At 40.7% G+C, this 23,917-nt stretch carries 19 protein-coding genes and 1 tRNA gene; 14 read left to right on the top strand and 6 right to left on the bottom strand.

What is annotated here, in order from left to right; all coding sequences use genetic code 11:
• Both H6541_03540 and H6541_03535 read left to right on the top strand, forming a co-directional pair.
• Entirely contained in the window at positions 1 to 3,831 is a 3,831-nt protein-coding gene (locus H6541_03540) for a T9SS type A sorting domain-containing protein (protein MCB9014843.1), read from the top strand.
• 271 nt (positions 3,832 to 4,102) lie between these two features.
• A complete protein-coding gene (locus tag H6541_03535; protein ID MCB9014842.1) occupies positions 4,103 to 5,011 on the top strand; it encodes an NYN domain-containing protein in 909 nt (302 codons plus the stop codon).
• A 56-nt stretch (positions 5,012 to 5,067) separates the two neighbouring features.
• Here H6541_03535 and H6541_03530 read toward each other — a convergent pair whose 3' ends face one another.
• Together H6541_03530 and H6541_03525 are read right to left on the bottom strand one after the other, a co-directional pair.
• The gene (locus tag H6541_03530; protein MCB9014841.1) at positions 5,068 to 5,676 is read right to left on the bottom strand and encodes a PorT family protein; all 609 of its coding nucleotides are present in this window, start codon (positions 5,674 to 5,676) and stop codon (positions 5,068 to 5,070) included.
• A gap of 56 nt (positions 5,677 to 5,732) precedes the next feature.
• Positions 5,733 to 6,350, bottom strand: coding sequence for a CAP domain-containing protein (locus tag H6541_03525; GenBank protein ID MCB9014840.1), 618 nt, complete (start codon positions 6,348 to 6,350; stop codon positions 5,733 to 5,735).
• 204 nt (positions 6,351 to 6,554) lie between these two features.
• Between H6541_03525 and H6541_03520 the strand changes: the two genes are divergently transcribed.
• On the top strand, positions 6,555 to 7,244 hold the full coding sequence (locus tag H6541_03520; GenBank protein ID MCB9014839.1) for a response regulator transcription factor: 690 nt from the start codon (positions 6,555 to 6,557) through the stop codon (positions 7,242 to 7,244).
• A 77-nt stretch (positions 7,245 to 7,321) separates the two neighbouring features.
• Positions 7,322 to 8,320 carry a sensor histidine kinase gene (locus H6541_03515; GenBank protein MCB9014838.1) on the top strand — a complete coding sequence of 333 codons (999 nt, stop codon included), beginning with the start codon at positions 7,322 to 7,324 and terminating at the stop codon, positions 8,318 to 8,320.
• A gap of 8 nt (positions 8,321 to 8,328) precedes the next feature.
• Here the strand turns inward: H6541_03515 and H6541_03510 are convergent, their stop codons facing one another.
• Positions 8,329 to 9,303: a polyprenyl synthetase family protein gene (locus tag H6541_03510; GenBank protein MCB9014837.1), complete on the bottom strand. Its 975-nt coding sequence runs from the start codon at positions 9,301 to 9,303 to the stop codon at positions 8,329 to 8,331.
• Between the two features lie 159 nt (positions 9,304 to 9,462).
• Here H6541_03510 and H6541_03505 point away from each other — a divergent pair, with 159 nt between their 5' ends.
• From H6541_03505 to H6541_03495, 3 genes are all read left to right on the top strand, one after another.
• Entirely contained in the window at positions 9,463 to 10,242 is a 780-nt protein-coding gene (locus tag H6541_03505) for a radical SAM protein (protein ID MCB9014836.1), read from the top strand.
• A gap of 56 nt (positions 10,243 to 10,298) precedes the next feature.
• Entirely contained in the window at positions 10,299 to 10,544 is a 246-nt protein-coding gene (locus H6541_03500; protein ID MCB9014835.1) for a 4a-hydroxytetrahydrobiopterin dehydratase, read from the top strand.
• Positions 10,545 to 10,670: 126 nt separating this feature from the next.
• Positions 10,671 to 11,069 carry a hypothetical protein gene (locus H6541_03495; protein MCB9014834.1) on the top strand — a complete coding sequence of 133 codons (399 nt, stop codon included), beginning with the start codon at positions 10,671 to 10,673 and terminating at the stop codon, positions 11,067 to 11,069.
• A gap of 36 nt (positions 11,070 to 11,105) precedes the next feature.
• On the opposite strand, the gene H6541_03490 is transcribed toward H6541_03495, so the two are convergent.
• Positions 11,106 to 13,694 (bottom strand): adenosylcobalamin-dependent ribonucleoside-diphosphate reductase, encoded by a 2,589-nt coding sequence (locus tag H6541_03490; GenBank protein ID MCB9014833.1) that lies wholly within the window; start codon positions 13,692 to 13,694, stop codon positions 11,106 to 11,108.
• A gap of 642 nt (positions 13,695 to 14,336) precedes the next feature.
• A complete protein-coding gene (locus H6541_03485; protein ID MCB9014832.1) occupies positions 14,337 to 17,642 on the bottom strand; it encodes a hypothetical protein in 3,306 nt (1,101 codons plus the stop codon).
• 292 nt (positions 17,643 to 17,934) lie between these two features.
• Here H6541_03485 and H6541_03480 point away from each other — a divergent pair, with 292 nt between their 5' ends.
• Positions 17,935 to 18,573 (top strand): MBL fold metallo-hydrolase, encoded by a 639-nt coding sequence (locus tag H6541_03480; GenBank protein ID MCB9014831.1) that lies wholly within the window; start codon positions 17,935 to 17,937, stop codon positions 18,571 to 18,573.
• A gap of 98 nt (positions 18,574 to 18,671) precedes the next feature.
• Here the strand turns inward: H6541_03480 and H6541_03475 are convergent, their stop codons facing one another.
• Complete coding sequence (locus H6541_03475) at positions 18,672 to 19,670, bottom strand: glycosyltransferase family 9 protein (protein MCB9014830.1); 999 nt, start codon at positions 19,668 to 19,670, stop codon at positions 18,672 to 18,674.
• Positions 19,671 to 19,920: 250 nt separating this feature from the next.
• On the opposite strand from H6541_03475, the gene H6541_03470 reads away from it, so the two are divergent.
• The 6 genes from H6541_03470 to H6541_03445 all read left to right on the top strand — a co-directional run bounded on the left by H6541_03470 (position 19,921) and on the right by H6541_03445 (position 23,917).
• A complete protein-coding gene (locus H6541_03470; GenBank protein MCB9014829.1) occupies positions 19,921 to 20,700 on the top strand; it encodes a TatD family hydrolase in 780 nt (259 codons plus the stop codon).
• 30 nt (positions 20,701 to 20,730) lie between these two features.
• The gene (locus H6541_03465; GenBank protein ID MCB9014828.1) at positions 20,731 to 21,756 is read left to right on the top strand and encodes a type I asparaginase; all 1,026 of its coding nucleotides are present in this window, start codon (positions 20,731 to 20,733) and stop codon (positions 21,754 to 21,756) included.
• Between the two features lie 226 nt (positions 21,757 to 21,982).
• Positions 21,983 to 22,070: transfer RNA gene (locus H6541_03460), tRNA-Ser, on the top strand.
• Between the two features lie 87 nt (positions 22,071 to 22,157).
• A complete protein-coding gene (locus H6541_03455) occupies positions 22,158 to 22,982 on the top strand; it encodes a MotA/TolQ/ExbB proton channel family protein (GenBank protein ID MCB9014827.1) in 825 nt (274 codons plus the stop codon).
• Positions 22,983 to 22,987: 5 nt separating this feature from the next.
• Positions 22,988 to 23,314: a hypothetical protein gene (locus H6541_03450; GenBank protein MCB9014826.1), complete on the top strand. Its 327-nt coding sequence runs from the start codon at positions 22,988 to 22,990 to the stop codon at positions 23,312 to 23,314.
• Between the two features lie 30 nt (positions 23,315 to 23,344).
• Complete coding sequence (locus H6541_03445) at positions 23,345 to 23,917, top strand: biopolymer transporter ExbD (protein ID MCB9014825.1); 573 nt, start codon at positions 23,345 to 23,347, stop codon at positions 23,915 to 23,917.

Below are 23,917 nucleotides of genomic sequence, written 5' to 3'. Positions count from 1 at the left end.
ATGAAAATAAAAAATCTGATTCTTACATTTTTAGTTGTCGCCGTTCTGGGCAGTTTAAATGCCCAGAACTGGGTTGGAATTCATTCCGACCAGCCGACTGCTGCTGAAACCACGTTGGTTTCTTCATCTGCCTCCGGATCTGTTGTTTCCTTTACCCTTGAAGGATTCAACCTGAACACAGTAAGTACTCCCCGCGGAGATGCTTTTGTGGTTTCGGTTCCCGGAGCAACTCCCCTTTTGGAAAAAGGCATGCCTGATTTACCCAAACTTACCGCTTCTCTTGTTATTCCGGATCAGGCCAATATGAAAGTCAGGGTAATAAGCTCTGAATATATCGACTATCCTTTCATGGATGTAGCACCTTCGAAAGGAAACTTCACCCGCGACATAAACCCTGCCGACGTTGCTTATGAATACAGCAGAGCTTATTCTCGCAATGAGTTTTATCCCAGTACACAGGCTTCTCTTCGCGAGCCATATATTCTTCGCGATTATCGCGGTCAAACTGTGGTTGTAAGCCCATTTGCCTATAATCCTGTTACCAGAATCCTGCGTGTATATCATCACCTTACCGTTGAAGTTGTAAGCGATGGAAATTCTACTGACAACGTACTTGTTCGTACCAGCATTCCTGAAAAAACAGAAACAGAATATGCCAAAATCTACAAAAGACATTTTCTGAATATGCAGGATGGCAGCCGTTATACTCCACTCGAAGAGCAGGGGAATATGCTGATTATCTGCTACGGTGCCTTTATGCCCGATATGCAGGACTTTGTAAACTGGAAACGCACCATCGGTATTCCTACCGAAATGGTTGATGTAGCTTCTATTGGAGCCAATGCTGCAGCGATTAAAACCTTTGTTGCTGACTATTATGCAAACAACGGGCTCACCTATTTACTTCTTGTTGGCGATAATGCCCAGATTCCTACTGTAACTACTGGCAGCATCGGAGGCCCGTCTGATCATGCTTACGGATATCTGGTTGGAAATGACCATTATCCGGACATCTTTGTTGGCCGTTTCTCCGCTGAAACTGCCGCTCAGGTTCAAACTATGGTAAATCGTACAATTACTTACGAGCAAAATCCTGACGTAACCAATGACTGGTTCTCAAAAGGCGTTGCCATTGGCTCAGATCAGGGACCTGGTGATGACGGAGAATACGATTATCAGCATCAGCGCAACATCCGTACAGATTTATTAGGATTCACTTATACCGCTGTTAGCGAACTTTATGATGGCAGCCAGGGTGGTGAAGACCTCCCGGGTAACCCCAACTCAACAACTGTAGCCAATGCCGTAAATCCCGGCAGCTCAATTATTAATTATACCGGTCACGGAAGTCAGACTTCATGGGGAACTACTGGTTTCTCCAATAGTGGTGTAAATGCACTTACCAATAACAATATGTGGCCTTTTATCTGGTCTGTTGCTTGTGTAAACGGCGATTTCCAGAATAGCACCTGCTTTGCTGAAGCCTGGCTGAGAGCCTCTAACGCCAACGGTCCAACCGGCGCTGTTGCTACCCTTATGTCAACCATCAACCAAAGCTGGAACCCTCCGATGGAAGGTCAGGATGAAATGAACGACATTCTTGTTGAAAGTTATGCCGAAAACATCAAACGTACTTTTGGTGGTATTTCAATGAATGGTTGTATGAAAATGAATGACACCTATGGCTCTGGTGGTAATGAAATGACCGATACATGGCTCATTTTCGGCGACCCTTCTCTGATGGTTCGCACTGCATTACCTGTAGCACTTAATGTAACTCATGAAGATGTTGCATTTATAGGCTCCAGCCAGTTTGTAGTTAACTGCGACGTAGAAAATGCCTTTGCTTGTCTTACCATGGATGGCGAAATTCTGGGAACAGCTCCAGTTGTTGGTGGTGTGGCAACCATTGAAATCCCAACACTCAACAATGTTGGAACCATGAAACTTGCAGTTACTGCTTTCAATCACCTGCCTTATATTACTGATATTACCATTCTTCCGCTCGAAGGCGCCTATGTAGTATTTAACAGCGTTGAAATTAACGATGCTGAAGGTAATAACAACCAGTTACTTGACTATAACGAAACAGTCGCATTGTCAGTCGGACTTAAAAATGTTGGTACTGTTGAAGTTGCTGACGTGATGGTTACAATTTCAAGCACCGACGAATATGTTGTTCTTGGCGATTCAACAGAACTCTATCCTCTTATCGGATCAGAAGAGACTGTGGTTATTACTGATGGTTTCAGTTTTAGCATTGGCAGTAATGTTCCTGAAGGCCATGTGGTTAGATTTCAGTATAGTGCCGTTTCAGGTGACGATGAGTGGACAGGAAGTTTTGCCATCATCGCCCACTCTGTTATTCTAAACTATGCCGGCACAGAAATCACTGACGAACAAGGTAACAACAACGGAAAAGCTGATCCGGGTGAAACCTTTAATCTGAATGTTTCAGTGAAAAACGAAGGCTCCTCAACAGCTTACAATGTTACAGGAGTGCTTGCTTCAGATGATGAATATGTAATGCTGAATGTTGACAGCCTGAATTTTGGCACTATCAATGCCGATGAAATCCTGACGGGAGCTTTTGAAGTTACAGCTTTACCAACTACTCCTACCGGGCACATTGCTGAATTCACCCTTAATCTTTCAGCTGACGGAGGTTTTGAAGCCACTGCAACGATTACCATTGTAATTGGTCAGATTCCTGTATTAATTATTGACCTTGACGGTAATCACAATTCAGGTCCGGCCATTAAAACCTGCCTTTCAAACTTATCAGTTTCTTCTGATTATGTAACGGCATGGCCTGCTGCATTGAGCACATATCAATCAGTATTTGTATGTCTGGGTGTTTATTCCAACAATGCAGTACTTACAAATGAACAAGGACAGATGCTTGCCGATTTTATGAATGCAAACGGCAGTGTTTATATGGAAGGTGGCGATACCTGGGCTTACAATACAGCAACTCCGGCTCACCCCATGTTTATGATTGATGGCGACACAGATGGCGCCAGCGATTTAAACACACTCAACGGAATGGAAGGCACACTGACAGAAGGAATGTCATTTGCTTATACAGGTGACAATAGCTATATCGATAGATTATTGCCCTTGCAAACAGCTACACCTATTTTCCAGAACTCATCACCTTCCTACTATAGTGCTATTGCCTACGATGGCGGAACCTATAAAACTATTGGTTCTTCATTTGAGTTCAGCGGACTTCAGGACGCATCCAACCGTTCTGTTAAAGACTCGCTGATGATGCAATACCTTCAGTTCTTTGGAATTAACAGCGCAGCTCCTCTTCTTGCCAACTTCGTTGCCAGTGAAACACTTCTTTGCCCTAATGAATCTGTTACTTTCTCTGATTTCTCTGCCGGAAGTGTAACTTCATGGGCATGGAGCTTCCCGGGAGGTATTCCTGACACTTCAAACGAGCAAAATCCTGTGGTTACTTATCCTGAAGACGGAACATACACCGTTTCCCTCACCGTAAGTGATGGAACCAACAACAGCACTGTTGTCAAAGAAGGATATATTGTAGTTGATATTTGCGAAGGAATTAACAATCCTGAAAACAGAAATTCACTTCTGATATATCCGAATCCTGCCCGCGAAAGTTTCGTAATCTCAGCCAATGGATTTAACGGAAACTCTAACGTCAGACTGTTCAATGCCACAGGTGTTGAAGTGTATTCTGGCGTAATTAGCGCTGAAGGATTAACCGAAATCAATGTTGCTGGACTTGCAGCCGGCATTTACATGCTTTCTGTTGAAAATATGAATTATCATAAAGTGGTAAAACTGGTGGTTGAATAACATCACCCCAGAAAATATCCTAAAAAGGGAGCGGCTGAGCCGCTCCTTTTTTTTATAACCAGCAATTAGCTTTTGCTTGTGTTTACTGTTATTTACCTTCTAAAACAGGTTGGGTGAAGCTATCACCGTGAGGTATTTTGACGATTTTAACAAATTTTAAATTATTTTATTCCAGGCATTTAAATTTAGTATTACTTTTGTATTGTCAAAAAATTAACGAGATAAGGATAACTATCAATTCATATATTATTAACAATTATTTTATATCAAGATGAACGACACGAATAAAATGATCAAAATTGGCGTTTTCTATGATGGCAATTATTTTCTTCATGTAAGCAATTATTATTACTATGAACATGAGCGCAATGCCAGAATCAGCATCGAAGGTTTACACAACTTCGTTCGCAGCCGTGTTTCAAAAGAAGAAGGGGTTGACGTTAAATTATGCCATATTGTAGATTCACATTATTTCCGGGGAAGGCTTAGTGCATTTGAAGCACAGAGCAGTGAAAACAAACTTTACGCAGAAAGGATATTTGACGATATTCTGATGGGTGAAAAGGTAATTACACACTATTTGCCATTGCGCATGCGTGGTGGAAAAAGAGAAGAAAAGGGAATTGACGTTTGGCTGGCATTGGAAGCTTATGAACTGAGTGTTTTTAAGAAATTTGATGTGCTTGTCCTGATTGCATCTGATGGTGATTATGTACCTCTTGTCAGAAAGCTTAATACGCTGGGGACCAGGGTCATGTTACTAAGCTGGGATTTCAGATATCAGGATATGAATGGCCGCGAAAGCGTTACCCGTACTTCACAGGAATTACTTGAAGAAGTTACCTATCCGGTTGCAATGCATGAATTGATCGACAATAGACTGAACAAAAATGATTCAGTAATTGCTAACCTGTTCGACAAACAGGATGAAAACCGGGCTAAATACATTGCCAAACCAGTACCTGAAGGAATTCAGCGCAGCCGCACCCTCAATATGAAAAGCGGTTATGGCTTTATCTCATTCCCACCCAATAATCTTTTCTTCCATTACGAAGATGTTGTGGATGGAAACTTCAATGATATTATGGATGGTGATGCTGTAGAATTTCAGATTCGCAGAAATGAACGTGGAGAAGAAGTAGCTTTTGATGTCCGTAAAATTGAAATTGGACTTCAATAACCCTTCTTGACAAATATTAATTCGCCGGTTACTTCAGGTTTCCGGCGTTTTTTTTATTAAAGTTTATAATATGCCGATAAAATCAGCGCATCGCTGAACTGTCCATAATTCCAGAATCGCCATACATCGCCTGTAACCCTGTTTTTTCTGATTGAAAACAAAGAGTTGTTGGTGCGTATATTTATACTGAGATGTTCATTAATATTAACTGATAAACCAGCAAGAAAACACAGGTTTTGCCCTTTAAACGGATTGTCGGAAATCTCCTCCCCATTAAATGTTTCGCGGCTATGAATCAGGAAATTAAGACCGGTTCCAGCTTCAAACACAAACCGCTCACTGTAACTGAATCTGTAAAGAAAAGGCATTTCAATATATCCCAGACGCATGACGTACGTATCAAATCGCCCCTTTTCCTGATCGGGATTTTCACGGCTGCCTTTCTGAAGGTAAGCCAACTCCATCTGTATGGCAGATTTTGTACTGATATCGAGCCTTGCCCAGCCTCCTGCACTAATCCCCGCCTTATTATAACCACTATAAAGATCGCCGGCCACCTGACTTCCTACCAAACCTAACTGAAGGCCTCCTTTAAACTGCTGCGCCCAAAGGCAGCCGTTAACAAACAAGAAAAAAAATAGCAGTATGTGTCGCAGTTTTGTCATGTTTTATCCTTTAGAATACAATGAGGCTTAAGCCGATCTAAAGATACAAACAAATATTACTGCACACAAAGGGAAGGTTTGCTGCTATTATCGGGCAATTCGCCGAACCAAACAACTGCAAAACCACCATAAACGCCAACACCCATAGCTTTCCAGGCAGCCGTTTTCCATTTCCCACGGTTTACTATTAGCTCGTGATGCCCCCGGCTCGATTTCCAGCCTTTAAGCGCCTCGGCCGCAATATCAGCAGGACTCTGGTAGCCATAATTTGAATAAAACGCAATTTCATACCCGTCGCCTTTGTATGAAGTTAGTTCACGTGGTTTATCCCACATACAGGAGGCCTTCCTATGATCGTCTGTATAACAGCACGAACTCCAGTAAGGGCTTTTTGACCAGCTGTGAAGATTACAACTCTCGCCTGCACGATAATGTTTCGATAAATCATACACATGCAAGCGGGCAACCACTGATAGTGAGGCCGAAATTTCAATTTCAGGAAGATGCATACTAACCCGGTATTGATTAAGTTGCCGCGCCAGCTCAGCTTCAGCGCGGGTAAGGCACAACGTATCAGCTTCAAAAAAAGCTTTCTCAGTATTAAAATTTGCCATTTGAGCAAAAGCAGCTACCGGAAAAATCAACATCAGTAAAATGAGTTTACGGGGATGCATATGAGTTTGGTTTAGGATAATATAACGCAAAAAAACAATCCGGATTGTGGCATAGCTTTCTTTACAACTCCGTTTCTTTATTAATAAATCATTAACCATGCCATAACAAAAGTAATCACTTACATTATTTAAGATAATTCAGTACTTTTGGTAAAGTTTGAAAACCTGACATTCAGAATTTAATCGTTATTTAAACCAAACCAGATGGAATCAGATAATGCCAGATACAAAATTCTATTGGCTGATGATGAACCTGATGTACTCGAATTTTTAAGCTATAATCTTAAAAAGGAAGGCTATCAGATACTTAAAGCAAAAAATGGCCGCGATGCGCTTGAAATTGCGCGTAAAGAAATTCCACAGTTGGTTATCCTGGATGTGATGATGCCTGAAATGGATGGAATGGAAGCCTGCCGTGAAATAAGAAATTTAGCAGAAATGCAGAACAGCATTATTGTTTTCCTTACAGCCCGCAATGAAGATTATTCGCAAATTGCAGGTTTTGAAGCAGGGGCAGATGATTATATTGCCAAACCCATCAAACCTAAAATCTTAACAAGCCGGGTAAAAGCACTGCTTCGCAGATATAAAGCCGATGAGCAGGAATCTGAACCCGCAGACTTGCCGGATATTATCATTGACCAGGAAAAGTATCTGGTTATCAAAGACGGCCAGAATATCGTATTACCCCGTAAAGAATTTGAGCTTCTTGTTTTACTCACGTCCAGGCCAAACAAGGTATTTACCCGTGATGAAATTTTTGCAAGAGTTTGGGGACCTGATGTTATTGTTGGCGACCGCACCATCGATGTTCATGTGCGAAAAATCAGGGAAAAAATTGGAATCGAAAACATTAAAACCATCAAAGGCGTAGGGTATAAATATGAGCCCTGAAAAGTATTAATATTGCTAACATGAAAATAAACTTCTCAGATCCCAACAAACTTGCAATAAACAATGCTGCCATCATTATGGCATTTGCCACCATTATCAACACCGTAGCATTTGTCCTTATTTCTGATCCGGCATTATGGTGGGTTTTTGTGCTGATAAACTGCCTGGTTTTTATCGCTTCCTATCTCCTTTTTAAATACACCCTCGAGAAATTTATTTATGAGAAAATAAAAATCATTTATAAAACCATTCGCAATCTCAAACTCTCAAAAGAGTCTGACAGAAATATTATTATTAAAGAAGGAGCCATTGACAAGGTAAATCAGGAAGTTCTGGAATGGGGCGAAAACAAGAAAAAAGAGATTGAAGAACTCAAAAGTATGGCCAAATACCGCCGCGAATTTCTTGGCAATGTTTCACATGAACTAAAAACACCGATTTTTAACATCCAGGGATATGTACTCACCTTGTTAGATGGCGGACTGGAAGACCCAAGCATTAACAAAGAATATCTGATGCGCACTGAAAAAAGCATCAACCGCATGATTGCCATTGTTGAAGATCTTGAAACTATTTCCCAACTTGAATCAAACCAGCTTCATCTGCATACCTCACGTTTCGACATTATCTCTTTAGCCAGGGAAGTTGTTGAATTTCTTGAAATTAAATCAAAAAAACGGGATAAAACAATTGTTTTTGGCGAAAATTATGAAAAACCTGTTTATGTTGTTGCTGACAAGGAACGCATTCGTCAGGTACTGATCAATCTGGTGGATAATTCAATAAAATACGGAAATCCTGACAAAGGTAAAACCAAGATCAGTTTCTTTGATATGGATGAAACCGTACTGATTGAAGTTACAGACAACGGTAATGGAATTGAAGCAGCTGATCTGCCGCGTATTTTTGAAAGATTTTACAGAACTGACAAAGGGCGTTCGCGCGAACAGGGCGGCTCTGGTCTCGGACTCGCAATTGTGAAACACATAATTGAAGCGCATGAACAAACAATAAACGTTCGCAGCACGCCCGGAGTAGGCACCACCTTTGCCTTTACCTTAAGTAAAGGCATATAATCAAATGCTTAGTGTTTTCTTTCAGTAGTAAAAACCACCAATTTTTCGAGAGAATCACGGGCTGGCCCCGGATTAAACTCTGAGAGCATTTGCAACGCCTCATCCCGGTATTGCATCATTCGTTTTTCGGCATATGCTATTCCGCCACAATCCTTCACCTGCTGAATCAGTGCCGATACCTTTTGGGGATTGTCATTATTGTTTTTAACAACATTAATAATTCTCCTCTTTTCGGCCCAGCCTGAATTGCTCAACAGGTAAATCAAGGGCAATGTCATCTTTTTCTCTTTAATATCAATACCATTAGGCTTCCCTGTTTCAAGACTTTTACTATAATCAAACAGATCGTCCTTTATCTGAAATGCTATACCAGTAAGTTCTCCGAAACGGTGAAGTTTCATGATGGTGTCATTATCAGCACCTGACGATGCAGCCCCGCAGGCACAACAAGAAGCAATAAGTGATGCTGTTTTCTTTCTGATTATCTCAAAATAAACATCCTCTTCTATATCCAGTCTCCTTGCTTTTTCAATCTGGAGCAGTTCTCCCTCACTCATTTCACGGGTAGCATCTGAAACTATCCGGAGTAATTCAAAATCATTATTTTGAAGTGCCAGCAGCAATCCCTTCGACAATAAAAAATCTCCAATCAGCACCGAAACTTTATTTTTCCATAAAGCATTCAACGAGAAAAAGCCACGCCTTTCATTGGAATCATCCACCACATCGTCATGCACAAGTGTAGCAGTATGCAAAAGCTCGATAAGCGAAGCAGCCCTGTAAGTTGTTTCATTTACCCCGCCACAAACTTCAGCTGTAAGAAACACGAATAGAGGTCTGATTTGCTTGCCTTTGCGCTTTAATAAATAAGCGGTAATGCGATCAAGCAGCGGAACAGAGCTTTTCATCGATTCCCTGAATTTCTTTTCAAATTCTGCGATATGTTTCTCAACCGGTAATTTTATTTCATTCAGAGAAGTCATGTTTTGCAGTTATTCATTTTAACAGATTGCAAATATATTCTAAAACAAGAGGCTAATGAGTACGTATTTGAAAATTATTGCTTTATATCCGGTGAACATGCTCACTTTTGCCACACAGTTTGACTTGTTTAAATTTGTAGTTTTGCAGAAAATTATTCTATGTCTGGTTTTTTGTTTAATGATATTGTTTTCGGACCGGTTAAAAGCCGCCGTTTTGGTGTTTCACTCGGGGTTAACTTACTCCCCGAAACCATGAAATACTGCACATTTAATTGTATTTACTGCGAGTGCGGCCTTACTGACGCAGAGCAGGATAAAAAAGTGCAAATTCCATCTGCTTCCAAAATTATAGAAGCACTTGCTTTACGTTTTGAAGAGCTTAGCCAGGGTGGCCTGCAACCCGATAATATAACATTTGCCGGAAATGGTGAACCTACAATACACCCGGGCTTCCCTGAAATTATTGCCCAAACCATCATTCTGAGAGATAAATATTTCCCTGAAGCTTTAATTACAGTACTTTCCAATTCAACGAGGCTGCATATACCAAAAGTGAAAGAAGCTTTGCTTAAATTGGATAATAATGTACTTAAACTGGATGCAGGAAGCCAGGAAATGTTTGACCTGATAAACCGGCCAGCTTCTCCTGTAAAAATTGAATCAATTGTGGAACAACTCGCCTCATTTAAGGGCAACCTTGTTATACAAACATTGTTTGTAAGAGGAGTTGTTAACGGCGCTAAAATCGATAATACAACTGAAGAAGAAATCAACCTGTGGATTGGTCATCTGCTCAACATCAAGCCTAAACTGGTGATGCTATATCCCATCGAAAGAGGCACACCTGAAAAAGGGCTTGAAAAAATAAGTGCAGATGAACTAAATGCCATCGCTTTAAAACTTTCGGGCTACGGCATTGCCTCAGAGGTTTTTGCCTGAGAATGAACATTCATTTCAGGCTGCCTGTTTCAGTATAAACCCTTAACTTTAATAAAATGTGGCAGGAAATTACAGATAACAAAACAGGGAAAAGCTCATTGGTACGCAACTTTCAGTTCCGTAATTTCTCCGAGGCATTTGCCTTTATGACCCAGGTTGCATTTATTGCAGAAAAATTGAACCACCATCCCGAATGGTCAAATATTTACAACAAGGTTACTGTCAAACTTTCAACACATGACGCCGGAGATGTGATAACTGAAAAGGATCGTCAAATGGCGGCCTTTATTGACCAGATATAATGCCCTGGTTTATGCCTGAAGGAATTCGAAAAAACACACAACAATTGAAGTAATTTGTCAATTTAACTCTAACGGCTGAATACGTGTTGCCCTATTCTCAATAGTTTTAACCTTCGCTTTATATATATGCTGGATTATCCTGTTAAAATACTGATAGCTTTTGGCGAAACCTTTACCGGCAATGAAGAGATTCTTAACTGGCTGCTAAAAAATGGCTATCCTGAACTGGCTGCCCTCTCCAGTGCGATAAGAGGGAGTGAACAGGCCTTTCATTGGCTGATGACACATGGATTTCCTCATTATGCAGCCCTTGACAGTGCCATTGATGAGGATAAAAAAGCTTATGCGTGGTTAAATGCCAATAAACATTATTTTTTGGCGGTATTTTCTGACGCCTGTCATCAACAAGCAGAAGCAATCGAATGGTTAACCCGGCACGACTTAAAAGTGTTTTTGATGTTGGCCGCTAAAATCCGGTATTTCCGCGAAAATCAGGAGTTTGATTACCACAAGATACACTTTTAAAAAGAAAGCCACCTTAAAAAGGTGGCTTTCTTTTTCTTATCCGCATTTTGAATATCCGCAGTGTTTGCATGTAAGACAACCTTCCTTATAAATCAGGCCGTCCTTTTCTTTACATTGGGGGCACTCCTGTTTGGTATTGGCAGTAGTTCCATCAGGAATATAGCGTTTTAGTGAACGGATAACGCCATTTTTCCATGTGGTAATGCTATCGTTGTCAAAATTCAGATTTTCAATCAGGTTAACCAGGAAAGGTAATGGCATACCATGACGCAAAATGCCTGAAATCAGTTTAGCATAATTCCAAAACTCCTTGTTAAATGATCGGGAAAGGCCTTCAATTGTTACTTTATATCCTTCCTTATCCAGAAACTGAAAATCATATCTTGCTCTTTCGTCGTCTTCTTTTTTGTTGCGGATAACCCAACCCTTCTGAACCCAGGGCGGAAGGTAAAAACCATCAGCTTTACCCGTAAAAACCTCGTAAGGCTTACCATCCAAAAGGCCAATCACTGCAATCCATTTTTCATAATCATTCTGAAATCTCACAACATCAGCTTCAATTTTCTGGGGACGAACTGGTGCCTTTGTTTCACGGAATTTTGTGTTCTCTTCTTTCTTTTCATTACTAACGAGAACCCCCGACCTTGAACCATCGCGGTAAATGGTCATTCCTTTGCAGCCACTTTCCCAGGCTGTTTGATAAACTTTACTTACCAGCTCTTCAGTAGCTTCTTTGGGTAAATTTACCGTTACACTGATGGAGTGATCAACCCATTTCTGGATTTGACCCTGCATTTTTACTTTCTTAACCCAATCAATGTCATTGGAAGTCGCTTTGTAGTAGGGTGACTTTTCAATAAGTGTGTTTAATCTTTTTTCATCAAACAGCTTTACTTTTTCAGGATCATACCCATTGATTTTCAGCCAATCGACAAATTTTGGATGAAAAACATTGTACTCTTCCCATGAATCGCCCATTTCATCCACGAAAGTAATATTTGCGTTTTTGTCGTTAGGATTGACTTTGCGGCGACGTTTGTAGCTAACCATAAATACTGGTTCGATACCTGAAGTGGTTTGCGTGCAAATACTTACACTTCCGGTTGGGGCAATGGTGAGCATTGCAATATTGCGGCGACCCTGAACAGCCATTTTTTCATATACTTCGGGTGAAGATTCTCTGATACGTTGAATAAATGGGTTATTTTTTTCACGTTCGAAGTCGTAAATTGGAAAAGGTCCGCGTTCGCCGGCCAAATCAGCAGAGGAATTATAAACCTCTGTTGCCAGAATTTTGTGCACTTCAACCGAGAAATTTGTTGCTTCGTCAGAACCATAGCGCAGGCCAAGAGCAGCAAGCATATCGCCTTCTGCCGTAATTCCGATACCCGTGCGGCGGCCCAGCAAGGTTTTTTCCTTGATGTTTTCCCACATCCTGCGTTCAATTCTTTTTACTTCGTCATCTTCCGGATCAGCATTTACTTTTCCGATAATGGCATCAATCTTCTCTGTTTCAAGATCGATAATATCGTCCATAATTCTCAAGGCTTTCGCAGCATGAATTCTAAAAAGATCGAAGTTAAAAGTAGCCTGTGGCGTAAAGGGGTTTTCCACATAGCTGAACAAGTTGATAGCCAGCAATCTGCAACTATCGTACGGACATAATGGAATTTCACCGCAAGGATTGGTGCTGAGTGTTTTAAAACCTAAATCTGCATAACAATCCGGTACCGACTCACGTATAACAGTATCCCAGAACAACACGCCCGGCTCTGCTGATTTCCATGCATTGTGTATGATTTTATTCCAGAGCCCAAGGGCATCAATTTCCTGCTCTTTTAGTGGGTTATCAGAATAAATGGGATATTGCTGGCGATAAGGTGTACTTGAAATGACTGAACGCATAAAATCATCGTCAAGTTTAACAGATACATTGGCACCAGTAACTTTGCCCTGTTCCAGTTTGGCATCAATAAAATGCTCGGCATCAGGATGCTTCACTGAGATAGTAAGCATCAGGGCTCCTCTGCGGCCATCCTGTGCCACTTCGCGGGTGGAGTTGGAATACCGCTCCATAAAAGGAACAATGCCGGTAGAGGTCAGTGCACTGTTCTTTACGGGGCTACCAGTTGGCCTGATATGTGAAAGATCGTGACCAACACCTCCCCTGCGTTTCATTAATTGAACCTGCTCCTGATCAATTTTCATAATTCCACCATAGGAATCATAGTTTCCGTCGCCCCCAATAACAAAGCAATTGGAAAGTGATGATACCTGAAAATTGTTGCCTATACCAGCCATGGGGCTTCCTTGCGGAATGATGTATCTGAAATCTTTAAACAATTCATATAGCTCCTCCTCGCTGATTGGATTCGGATAAGATCTTTCGATTCGTGCAACTTCTGATGCCAGTCTGCGGTGCATATCATCCGGTGTAAGTTCATACACCATTCCATCGCTGTCTTTCAGGGCATATTTATTCATCCACACATTAGCCGCCAGGGTATCTCCGCTGAAATAAGCGGTGGCTTTCTCCATAATTTCTTCATGTGAATATGACCTGGGGGTTTCCTTCTCTTTTTTTATCTCTACTTCTTCAGTAGCAGCAAATAACTGTTCTTCCATTTTTTTTTCGGTGAGTGCCGGTTTAACATCTTTTATTTCCGGAGCAACAGGTCGCACGCGTTGTTCAAGCATTTGATTGTAATGATTGGCTGAATTTTCTTTCTCAGTCGTTTCATTGATTTCTTCCAGATTGGCAAACAGGTTGATATCCATAGCTACCGATTAAATAGTGTTTTGCGTTATATGTTCAGACTCTATTCTATTTAACTGTTTTACAGCACTTTAAAAAGTCATTTCTCCGCTTTGGAGTAGATTGACTAAGATACAACAGCCGATGATTGGTCTCAAAATTGACTTATTAACAATAAGCCCCTTTTATGTTGTAAATGCCTGAAACCGAAATTGTAATAATCTTGATAATTATTTTTCGGATGCATTAAAATGCTGAAATTGATGGCAGATTCTTACTAGTATATCAATAAACTGATTATCAGATTTCAAGCTGAAAGCCGCGCGAGTGTTGCCGGAATGCAAAGGTCGGTATTGTTTGGGAGGAGACGCTATTAAAAATTTCCACAAAAGGGCTTGAGTTATTAACAATTTGGCTGCTTATAAGTGTTTACTCATATGTCGCTGTAAATGTGATATTTAAGAATGTTTGCAGGTTCTTTACAGCCTGATTATCAACAGCTAAAAGGTCTATTAAAAGTCGAGGCTGAGGGAGATATAAAATACAGGTTTGTTAACCACCATATCCTCTATACCCCAGGCGTAGTCGGCACGTAAAAAGTAGCCCAAAAGCCTTGTGCGCGCCCCGAATCCGACTCCACCAACCAGTGGCTGACGCTGTTCACGAACTGTAATTAACAGTGGCCCACGCTGAATAATCCGGGTAAAAAGGGCATTCTCATCAGAATATGGTGTAGCGCCGGTCCAGGCTGTGCCCAAATCGCCAAAAGCGACTACCTGAAAATTATTGAGAAAATCACTACGTAACGGACGATTGGCCAGATAACGGAAAACCGGGAAACGCAGCTCAGAGTTTAAAACGGCAAAACTATTGCCATTGCGCACATTTTGATAAAAGCCGCGCATATTGGTGGCAAGTGTCTGGTAAGCATAATTCTGAGTATAGTCAATAGGCGCTTCGCGTGTAAATTTCGGCGTAAGCCATGTATCAACACCTCCCATATAATAAATCAGCCGGCTTTTGCCAAATGATGTGCTGGTAGCAAATCTGTTGGCCCAGATGAAAGTACGGTGAATGGGCAGGTAATGCCTGATGTCAAATCCCAGCACCACCATGTTGGTGTTTTTATTATCACCTTCAAGCTGATGGTAGTATTCTCCAAAAAGTTTAAATCGGGTTCCATCAAGCAGATTTAATCCAAGTTGTCGGGTGGCATCAAACGTGAGTTCACCTTTGCCTGAAACCCAATACCTGTTCACATCGGGTTGCCTTAAATTATATTGGTCTGTTGACATGAATACAGCCCTGTCTTTGCGCAATGAAAAAGTTCCTTTTAAACTGAGCAAAGGAGTAAACGGATACTTTAAAATATAATGCAACTCATGTATACGATAGCGCACAATAGAATACAAATCGGTTTGCTCAATAGATTGCCGGTGAAAATAAATCTCCCTGTCCAATCTGTGCTTCAGATTAGCAATGCTTATCACATACTCGTTATTAACCAGGTTAAAATCGAGCCTAACACCAGCTACAATCCGGTAATCTTCAAGCAAATCGGACAGTCCAACCTTGAAAAATGCATTTAATCCGGGGGTAAGGAAAATTGGGCCACCTCCTCCTGAAAATGGCTGATATGATGAGCTTAAAAAGGTAAAATCAAGCTGACTTACCAATTCGTTGATAGAATACTCAACATTATAATTGCGCTGTTTGGGCATTGAAAATTCATCTTTCGGAGTTTCTGAAAGTTCTTTCCTCTGCGAATCGCCAATGACAACAGCCCCTGCTTTTTTGCCATCCTGCAACTGCTCAGTTGGAGACCCATTTCCCTCGTTTTCAATTTCATCACTATATACATTAACAAATCTTTTACGGGCAATCCGCTGCTTTTGCTCCAGCTCTTCCTTTACCTGTGCTGATTCAAGCGTGCTCATCTGCAGCAATTTTTGCTCCATATATGCAGTCTTCTCCGGTTTTACAGGAGGCTCCGGTGATTGTTCCGGCTGATTTTCTAAATAAATGGTCATCCGCTGACCTGCGTGTATAATTTCAGCTATTTGCCCTGAATTATATGAAACATCATGAGAAACAACACTCCTGCTGTAGTCTGTTACCGGGAAATCACGTGTATAATAACGGTAATGTGCCGATGTGTCAACATGAGTAATCACACTGTCAAATTCAGCAATATATCTGTTACTGATTCCATTATTGTCACTCAAATAGGACAAGTAGCCGGGTTTATACTCTTTTGCCTGATATTCATCAACATACGGCGTATTGGTTAGTCGCCTTACAACTTTTGCCTTTTTAGCGTAGTCGTATAAAAACAAATCATGAAACGAAGGAAACCCGGGTTGTAATACTTTGGGTTGATCCCTGAGGGTGTCATCTGTTCGGTTCGAGCTAAATACAATTTGTTTGCTGTTGTTGATAAAAACAGGGTTCAAATCGTTGAAAGCGTCTTTGGTTATTTGTTCAGAAGCCGAAGATGCAATATTAAAAACATAAATATCAGATTGCCCCCGCCTGATAGCTGACATCACAAAATCACGGCCATCATCAGCATACGAAAAGTCAATAATCTTTTGAAAACCATAAATAAACTGCCATGTTTTCTTCCCGGTTTCAAGATTGAATTGGTAAAACCTGATTTCCCCCTTTTTTTCAGTTATCATGGCAACAATGGGGAGTTTTGGATGAAATTCAATAAGCGGATATGAGAAATCCGTTTTATCGTCGAGCCGAAATCCCTGCCTGTAAAGACTTTGTGTTTTCCCGGTCCGGGTGTCATAAATCCACACACGGGCCAAACCTGCCTGATTACTAATCCATGCAACATATTGCCCGTTATGGCTCAGTCTAACCCTATCATAATTAACATCCTTTTTTACTTTTTTCTGAACCGTTTTTCCGGCGATTTCCATGCGGCCATCGTCGCTGCGCCTGTATTGTTCCTGATACGCCGCATACCATTCTTTTACCAGGTTTCTGAATGAGATGTTAAGCACATAAAGAAAACCGGTTTCGACATTACGACTGACCCGCGACAGGTAAAGAATATTGGGTATGGCCTGCTTGCCATGTTTATCAACAATATATTTCCAAATGGCGTGTCCAGCATATATGGCATCCTCTCCATTCAGATGATTAAATTTTCTGTATCGTCCTGTGAGGATTCCATCCCTGACCACATTATCAATTTCGGTGCTCCACTCTTCAGAAAGGTATGAAACCAGCCCGTCAATATACCACGAAGGCATATTCATAAGTGTAGCATTGGTTATCTGCCTTCCTACCGATCCGCCATAAATTGTCTGGTCAATCAAGGCTCTGGCCATTCCGGCTTTGATTTGCCTTTCAAAATTTTTATAATTCCCGTCGAAATAAATAAAAACCTTATTGGCCACAATGTGCGTAATACCTCCAATATTATATTCCTGCTCACTCACCAGGCCAATGTTACTCTGCTTTAAATCGGTAAGAGAATTAAATATAATAAACTGAATTTTATCAGTCATGCGGGTTTCAAGCATGGTTTCAAGCTCAGGCAGCACTTGTTTGGCATATCTGGCTGTGTATACCGCTAATTCTTTCCCATTCAGATAGAAATAAGTGTCAAAGTCATTAAAACGGTAATATGTCCATAAAAAATCGCCATACTGAACCCTGCTCTTGCCAAAAGGCATCTGGGAACCATTATAAAACTGTGCTTTAAGCGAAGGCTGAATAAAAATAAGACCCAATACAAGCACAACCCAAAAGAGTTTGGGTTTGCCAGAAAATAACAGGAATATTTTTGATTGATTTTGCACTGCTATCGGGTTGAGTACGCTAAATTAAACATAAATTTTCAAATCTTGTTGTTTGAGCTTGTAAAGGAAGCTATTTGCCGCAAATCTTATACCGGAATGAAGCGTAATTGCATTATACTTAAATTTTCTTCCTGATCGAAGTCAATTAGTTGCTGTTTGATTTATTTTTTTGACACCCTCAGAATGTTTTGATACCGATAAAAGGTAAAAAATGCATCCCGAACCAGGAAATCAAAATAAGAACAGAAGTTTAAAAATTATCTTTGCACTAAATTAACCTTTTCTCACAGCTATGATTAACATCAAAATACTAGTATTCAATAGTTTCTCGGTAAACTGCTTCATTTTATCAGATGATAGCAACGAATGTGTTATTATTGATCCCGGATGCCATTCCGAAACTGAAAAGGAAAAACTTGCGACTTTTATTGAAAGTCAAAAACTTAAGCCGGTTGCTCTTATCAACACTCATTTTCATATCGACCATATATTAGGAAATCATTTTGTTAGCAATCGATATGGACTGAAGCCCACCGGTCATGTCAAGAGCAGCATTTTCTGGGAAACTGCTAAAGAATATGGCAGCATTTTTAACCTGGCGGTGGATGAAGTTGAAAAAACAGGAATTTTTGTGGAGGATGGTGATATCATCAGATTCGGTCATTCAGCGCTCGAAGTCCGCTATACACCCGGCCACGCCGATGGCAGCATTTGTTTGGTCAATCATGCACAAAAGTTTGTCATTGCTGGCGATGTGTTGTTTTACGGCTCTATCGGCCGTACAGATTTGCCTTCGGGAGATTTTGACATGCTTATGAAAAGCATTGAAGAAAAGCTTTTTACACTTGATGATAACTATACCGTTTATCCCGGACATGGGCCATCAACTACCATCGGATTTGAAAAACGCAGCAATCCTTTTATACAATAACAACCCTTTCAAAATCAACCTGATGGGTGTAATTCTGAGGTAATTGTATCCATTTATGAAGCTTTTCCAGATATTCAGGCTATTGGCAAGAATTCTAATCAGGCCTCCATTTTTAATTGTGCATTAATAAAAGAAGAAATTTTTTCGGTATCTTGTTGCATCATACAATTAAAATGGCCTTTCGGACATTGCTCAAATCCTATTTTACTGCACGGACGACACGCTAACCCTTTGACTTCTGAAATCAATTGCGGAGTTCCTTCAGGCAAATAAGGATACATGCCCAGTTCAGGCACAGTGTTGCCCCAAACCGATACGATTGTTTTTCGGAATGCAGCCGCAATATGCATCAAACCAGTGTCATTGGTAACCACCGCCATCGATTGCCTGATAAGAGATGCCGATTGCATCAGGTTAAATTTTCCACAGGCATTATACACAGGAACAGTCGATTGAGCCACTATTTTTTCGCCATTGGCCATATCATCCACTCCTCCGAGTATCATCACCGGAAAATTCAGTTTTTGACAAATCTCAACCACTTTCTCAACCGGAAGTATTTTTGTTTTGTGCTTTCCACCAATTACAACACCTACAAAACCTTTATTGAAAGGAGCCGGAAAATTGTTAAGGTCTATCTCATTTTGCGAATGAATGAAAAAATCAAGGCCCTGGTTATCATTTGAAATTCCCAGTTTTTCTGCAGTCTTCAGGTATCTGTCAACAATATGCATGGAAGGCATAACGGCAAACCTGAACCTCACCAGCAGCCATTTTCTGAAATTCAGCTTATTAAAAGTGCTATACGGGCGCTTTAATGCAATAATGACCCTGAACGACCTGAGGTTTTTATGTAGATCGATGATGAAGTCATATTTTTCAGCTTTTAAAGCCGGAAGTACCTCTTCTACATTATGTTCAATCTGAAAAACTTTATCAATGTAAGGGTTGTTTTCAGCAATCGCAGCAAATGCCTTTTTCGTGATAAAATGTATTTCAGTTTCCGGTATCTGCTTTTTCAGGCAACGAATAACAGGCGATGTTAACACTATATCGCCGATGGAGCTGAAACGAATAACCAGAATTTTTCGGATCATCATCAATTATTTAATAGGAAACGCAAAGGTAAATGAATTACGGCATTGTGGTTTCTTTTCGGGGAATCAATCCAACAATCCTTTCAAATAGCACATTATAAAAAACAGGACACTAAAACAGTATAGCCGGAAAACACGTGATTTATCATTGCCCATAACAGGCTGAACAGGTCTAATTGATTGTTATTCCATACATTAACTATTACAAGCAAAAAAAACTGAAATACTGAAAATCATTACCTTTGCCCCCATGATTTTTGCAGACACCCATACCCATATTTATCTCGAAGAATTTAACACTGACCGTCACCAGACAGTTGAAAACGCCATCGCATCAGGAGTTACCCGAATGATGCTGCCAAATATTGACAGCAGTTCTGTCCATTCAATGCTTTCTCTTTGCGATGAATTTCCTGAAAACTGTTTCCCAATGATAGGATTACATCCTACATCAGTGAAGGAAGATTACATGAACGAGCTTGCCGCTGCCGAATGCTGGCTCAACGACCGTAAATTTTACGGAATTGGCGAGTGCGGAATGGATTTTTACTGGGATAAGACATTTATCCGTGAACAAGAGTATGTATTTCGACATCACATTGATTTGGCCTGTGCATATAAGCTCCCTCTTATTGTTCATATCCGTGAATCTTTCAATGAAGTTATAAAGATTCTGAAAGATGTGAACAAACCTGAATTAATCGGCATATTCCATTGTTTCTCAGGAAGTGTGGAACAGGCAAAGCAGGCTATCGGTCTTGGATTCAGTCTTGGATTAGGAGGAGTGATTACTTTTAAAAACAATAAAATGCAGGAAACGCTGCAACATATTGACTTAAAACACCTTATACTGGAAACTGATGCACCGTTCCTGGCGCCGGTACCCCATCGTGGCAAACGCAATGAGCCTGCCTACATTCCGCTTATCGCGCAAAAAGTAGCTGAAATAAAAGGAATACCCCTTGAAGAAGTTGCAGAAGCAACAACCTCAAATGCCTTGAGAATCTTTGGCTTAAATCAAACAAAATAATCAATCACCATCTGCTTTCAGAATCAATATATGGATAAAAATATCCTTGTCATCTATACCGGAGGTACCATCGGTATGATAAAAGACCCTAAAACCGGAGCACTCGCGCCATTCAATTTTGATGCATTGTACAAGCACATTCCCGTTCTGGAAAACTTCAACTGCCGTATTGACTCCTATTGTTTCGATCCCCTGATTGATTCATCCAATATGAAGCCTGCCTTCTGGATAAAACTGGCAGAAGTCATTGAGCGCAATTATGAAAAGTATGATGGCTTTGTAGTCTTACATGGGACCGACACGATGGCCTACACGGCTTCGGTTCTAAGTTTTATGCTTGAAAACCTGAACAAACCTGTTGTATTTACCGGTTCACAATTGCCTATGGGTGTGTTAAGAACCGATGGTCGCGAAAATTTCATCAATGCAATTGAAATTGCATCAGCCCATGACGATGATACGCCCATTGTTCCGGAGGTCAGCATATGTTTTGAAAACCGGTTGATGCGCGGAAACAGAACAAATAAATTCAATGCTGAAAATTTCAATGCCTTTCTGAGTGGTAATTATCCCTTGCTTGCTCAGGTAGGAGTACATATCAGATATAATCATCAGCATATTTTAAAGCCCAACTTTAAAAATCTGAAGGTTCATAAGAAATTGGACGCCAATGTAGCCATCTTAAAACTATTTCCCGGAATTACAGAAAATGTAGTAAACAGCATTTTAGGCATCACCGGGTTAAAGGCTGTAATACTGGAAACCTACGGCGCTGGCAACGCCCCGACAGATGACTGGTTTATTGAGTCATTAAAGAAAGCCATTTCCGAAGGCATAACCATATATAATGTAACCCAATGTAAAGGAGGCTCGGTTGAAATGGGTAAATATGAAACCAGCATGCAGCTGGGAAGCATTGGCGTTGTAGGAGGCTACGACATCACCACTGAATCGGCTATTGCAAAAACCATGTACCTTTTGGGTGAAGGTTATAGTGGAGCAGACCTGACCAAGCGATTGCAAACACCTTTAAGAGGAGAGCAAACAATCGAATAAACCACCTCAAAAGGGTTCAATAAAACCATAAGCGGCGGTAAAACAAATAAAAAAAGAGGAATTTTCAAGGCATAAAACACCTACAAGACTGTTTTTGTGCACTTTACAAGATTGCAAAATTGTTCACTTCGATTAAAAATATTTTGTGAAATTTTATTGTACACTTTTTTTTGTATTTTAGCGGCCTGAAAAAACGATAAAAAGGGCGTAAAGTTGAGCCTGTTATGGAGAGATGGCCGAGTGGTCGAAGGCGCACGCCTGGAAAGTGTGTATATGCCAAAAGCGTATCATGGGTTCGAATCCCATTCTCTCCGCAATGAACAAGAAAAATTAATAATTCACACAATAAACTGAAACAAACACAAGTTCATTTTAAAATCAAAAATCAATAACAATTAACTATGAAAAAATTAATTGCGTTTTTGACGGTAGCAGGAATGCTCACTTTTGGAGTAACCAGCGTAGTTATGGCTCAGGATCAGGCTGCAGCGCAGACTGAACAGGTAGCTACAGATTCTGCAACTATGGCAGTTGCGGATACAGCAGCAGCTCCACAGGAAACTTTGGTTGCTGAACAGGAAGCCCCTGTATCATTTCATCAGATTCTGAAACAGAAATTTATCGAAGGTTCACCAGGATGGATGTTCCCTGTATTGCTTGTTCTCATTCTTGGTCTTGGATTATGTATTGAAAGGATTATTTATCTTAACCTTTCTACAACCAACACACAGAAACTGCTGAACAAAGTTGAGACAGCTCTTGAAATGGAAGGCGTAGCTGCAGCTAAGGAAATTTGCAAAAACACCCGCGGTCCGGTTGCCAGCATTTTCTTCCAGGGTCTTGACCGTCACGATGAAGGTTTGGAAATTGTTGAAAAATCAATCGTTTCTTATGGTGGAGTTTTAATGGGTCGCCTCGAAAACAACCTTTCATGGATTGGTTTGTTTATCGCACTCGCACCTATGCTCGGATTCCTTGGAACAGTAGTAGGGATGGTACAGGCTTTTGACGCTATCGAAGCAGCTGGTGATATTTCACCAACCGTTGTTGCCGGTGGTATGAAGGTTGCTCTTTTGACAACTGTATTCGGTCTTATCGTAGCTATTATCCTTCAAATCTTCTACAATTATCTGGTTTCAAAAATTGATGGTATCGTTAACTCAATGGAAGACGCAACCATTTCATTCATGGATATTCTGGTAAAACACAAAAACGCTAAAAAATAAGTAACATGGACAGTCTCATAAACATAGGCCTCTACGTCACTTATGCACTTTTAGCCGTAACTGTTCTTGGAGCAGTGGTATTTCCTCTTGCGCACATGATTACCGATTTTAAAGCTGCCAAGAATGGACTTATCGGTTTTGCAGTACTTGTGGCCGTACTCTTGATTTCTTATGCAATATCTCCTGCTGAAACTGGTGCGTTTTACGACAAACACAGCGTAAGCCCGGCATTGTCTAAAATCATTGGAGGTGGACTGGTAGCAACATTCATCGTTTTCGTGGGTGTGGTTGTCAGTATCCTTTACAGTGAAATAGCAAAATGGTTTAAATAATAAAAACGCCTTAAAAACAAAGGATGAGCTATGCCTAGAAAAGTTCCCGAAATAAATGCCGGGTCGATGGCCGACATCTCCTTCCTGCTGCTTATCTTCTTCCTGGTAACAACTACCATGGATGTGGATTCCGGTATTGTAAGGCGACTGCCACCTCCCCCGGAGAAAAATGCCGACATTCCTGAAGTTAAAGAACGTAATGTCTTTAATATACTTGTAAATAAAAGTGACCGCTTGTTTGTGGAAGGCAAATGGGGTGATATCAGAACCCTGCGTGCTGACGCAAAGGAATTCCTTTCCAATCCTACAAATCGTGAAGATTTGCCTGAAAAAAGAATGGAAATGATTCCGGGTTTGGGTGAATTCCCCGTTTCTAAAGGGATTATTTCTCTTAAAAACGACAGGGGTACATCTTATGACATGTATATTCAGGTTCAAAACGAGTTGACAGCTGCTGTTAATGAACTCAGGGATGAACTTTCAAAACAAAAATTCGGTGTGAAATTCTCAGAATTGACCGACCAGGAGTCTACTGATGCTATTCAGAAAGCCGTTCCTATGTCAATTTCAGAAGCTGAGCCCGAAGATATAGGAGGTAAATAA

The organism is Lentimicrobiaceae bacterium, assembly GCA_020636745.1.
Lineage (GTDB): Bacteria > Bacteroidota > Bacteroidia > Bacteroidales > Lentimicrobiaceae > Lentimicrobium.
This window is presented reverse-complemented; position numbering and strand designations above follow the sequence as displayed.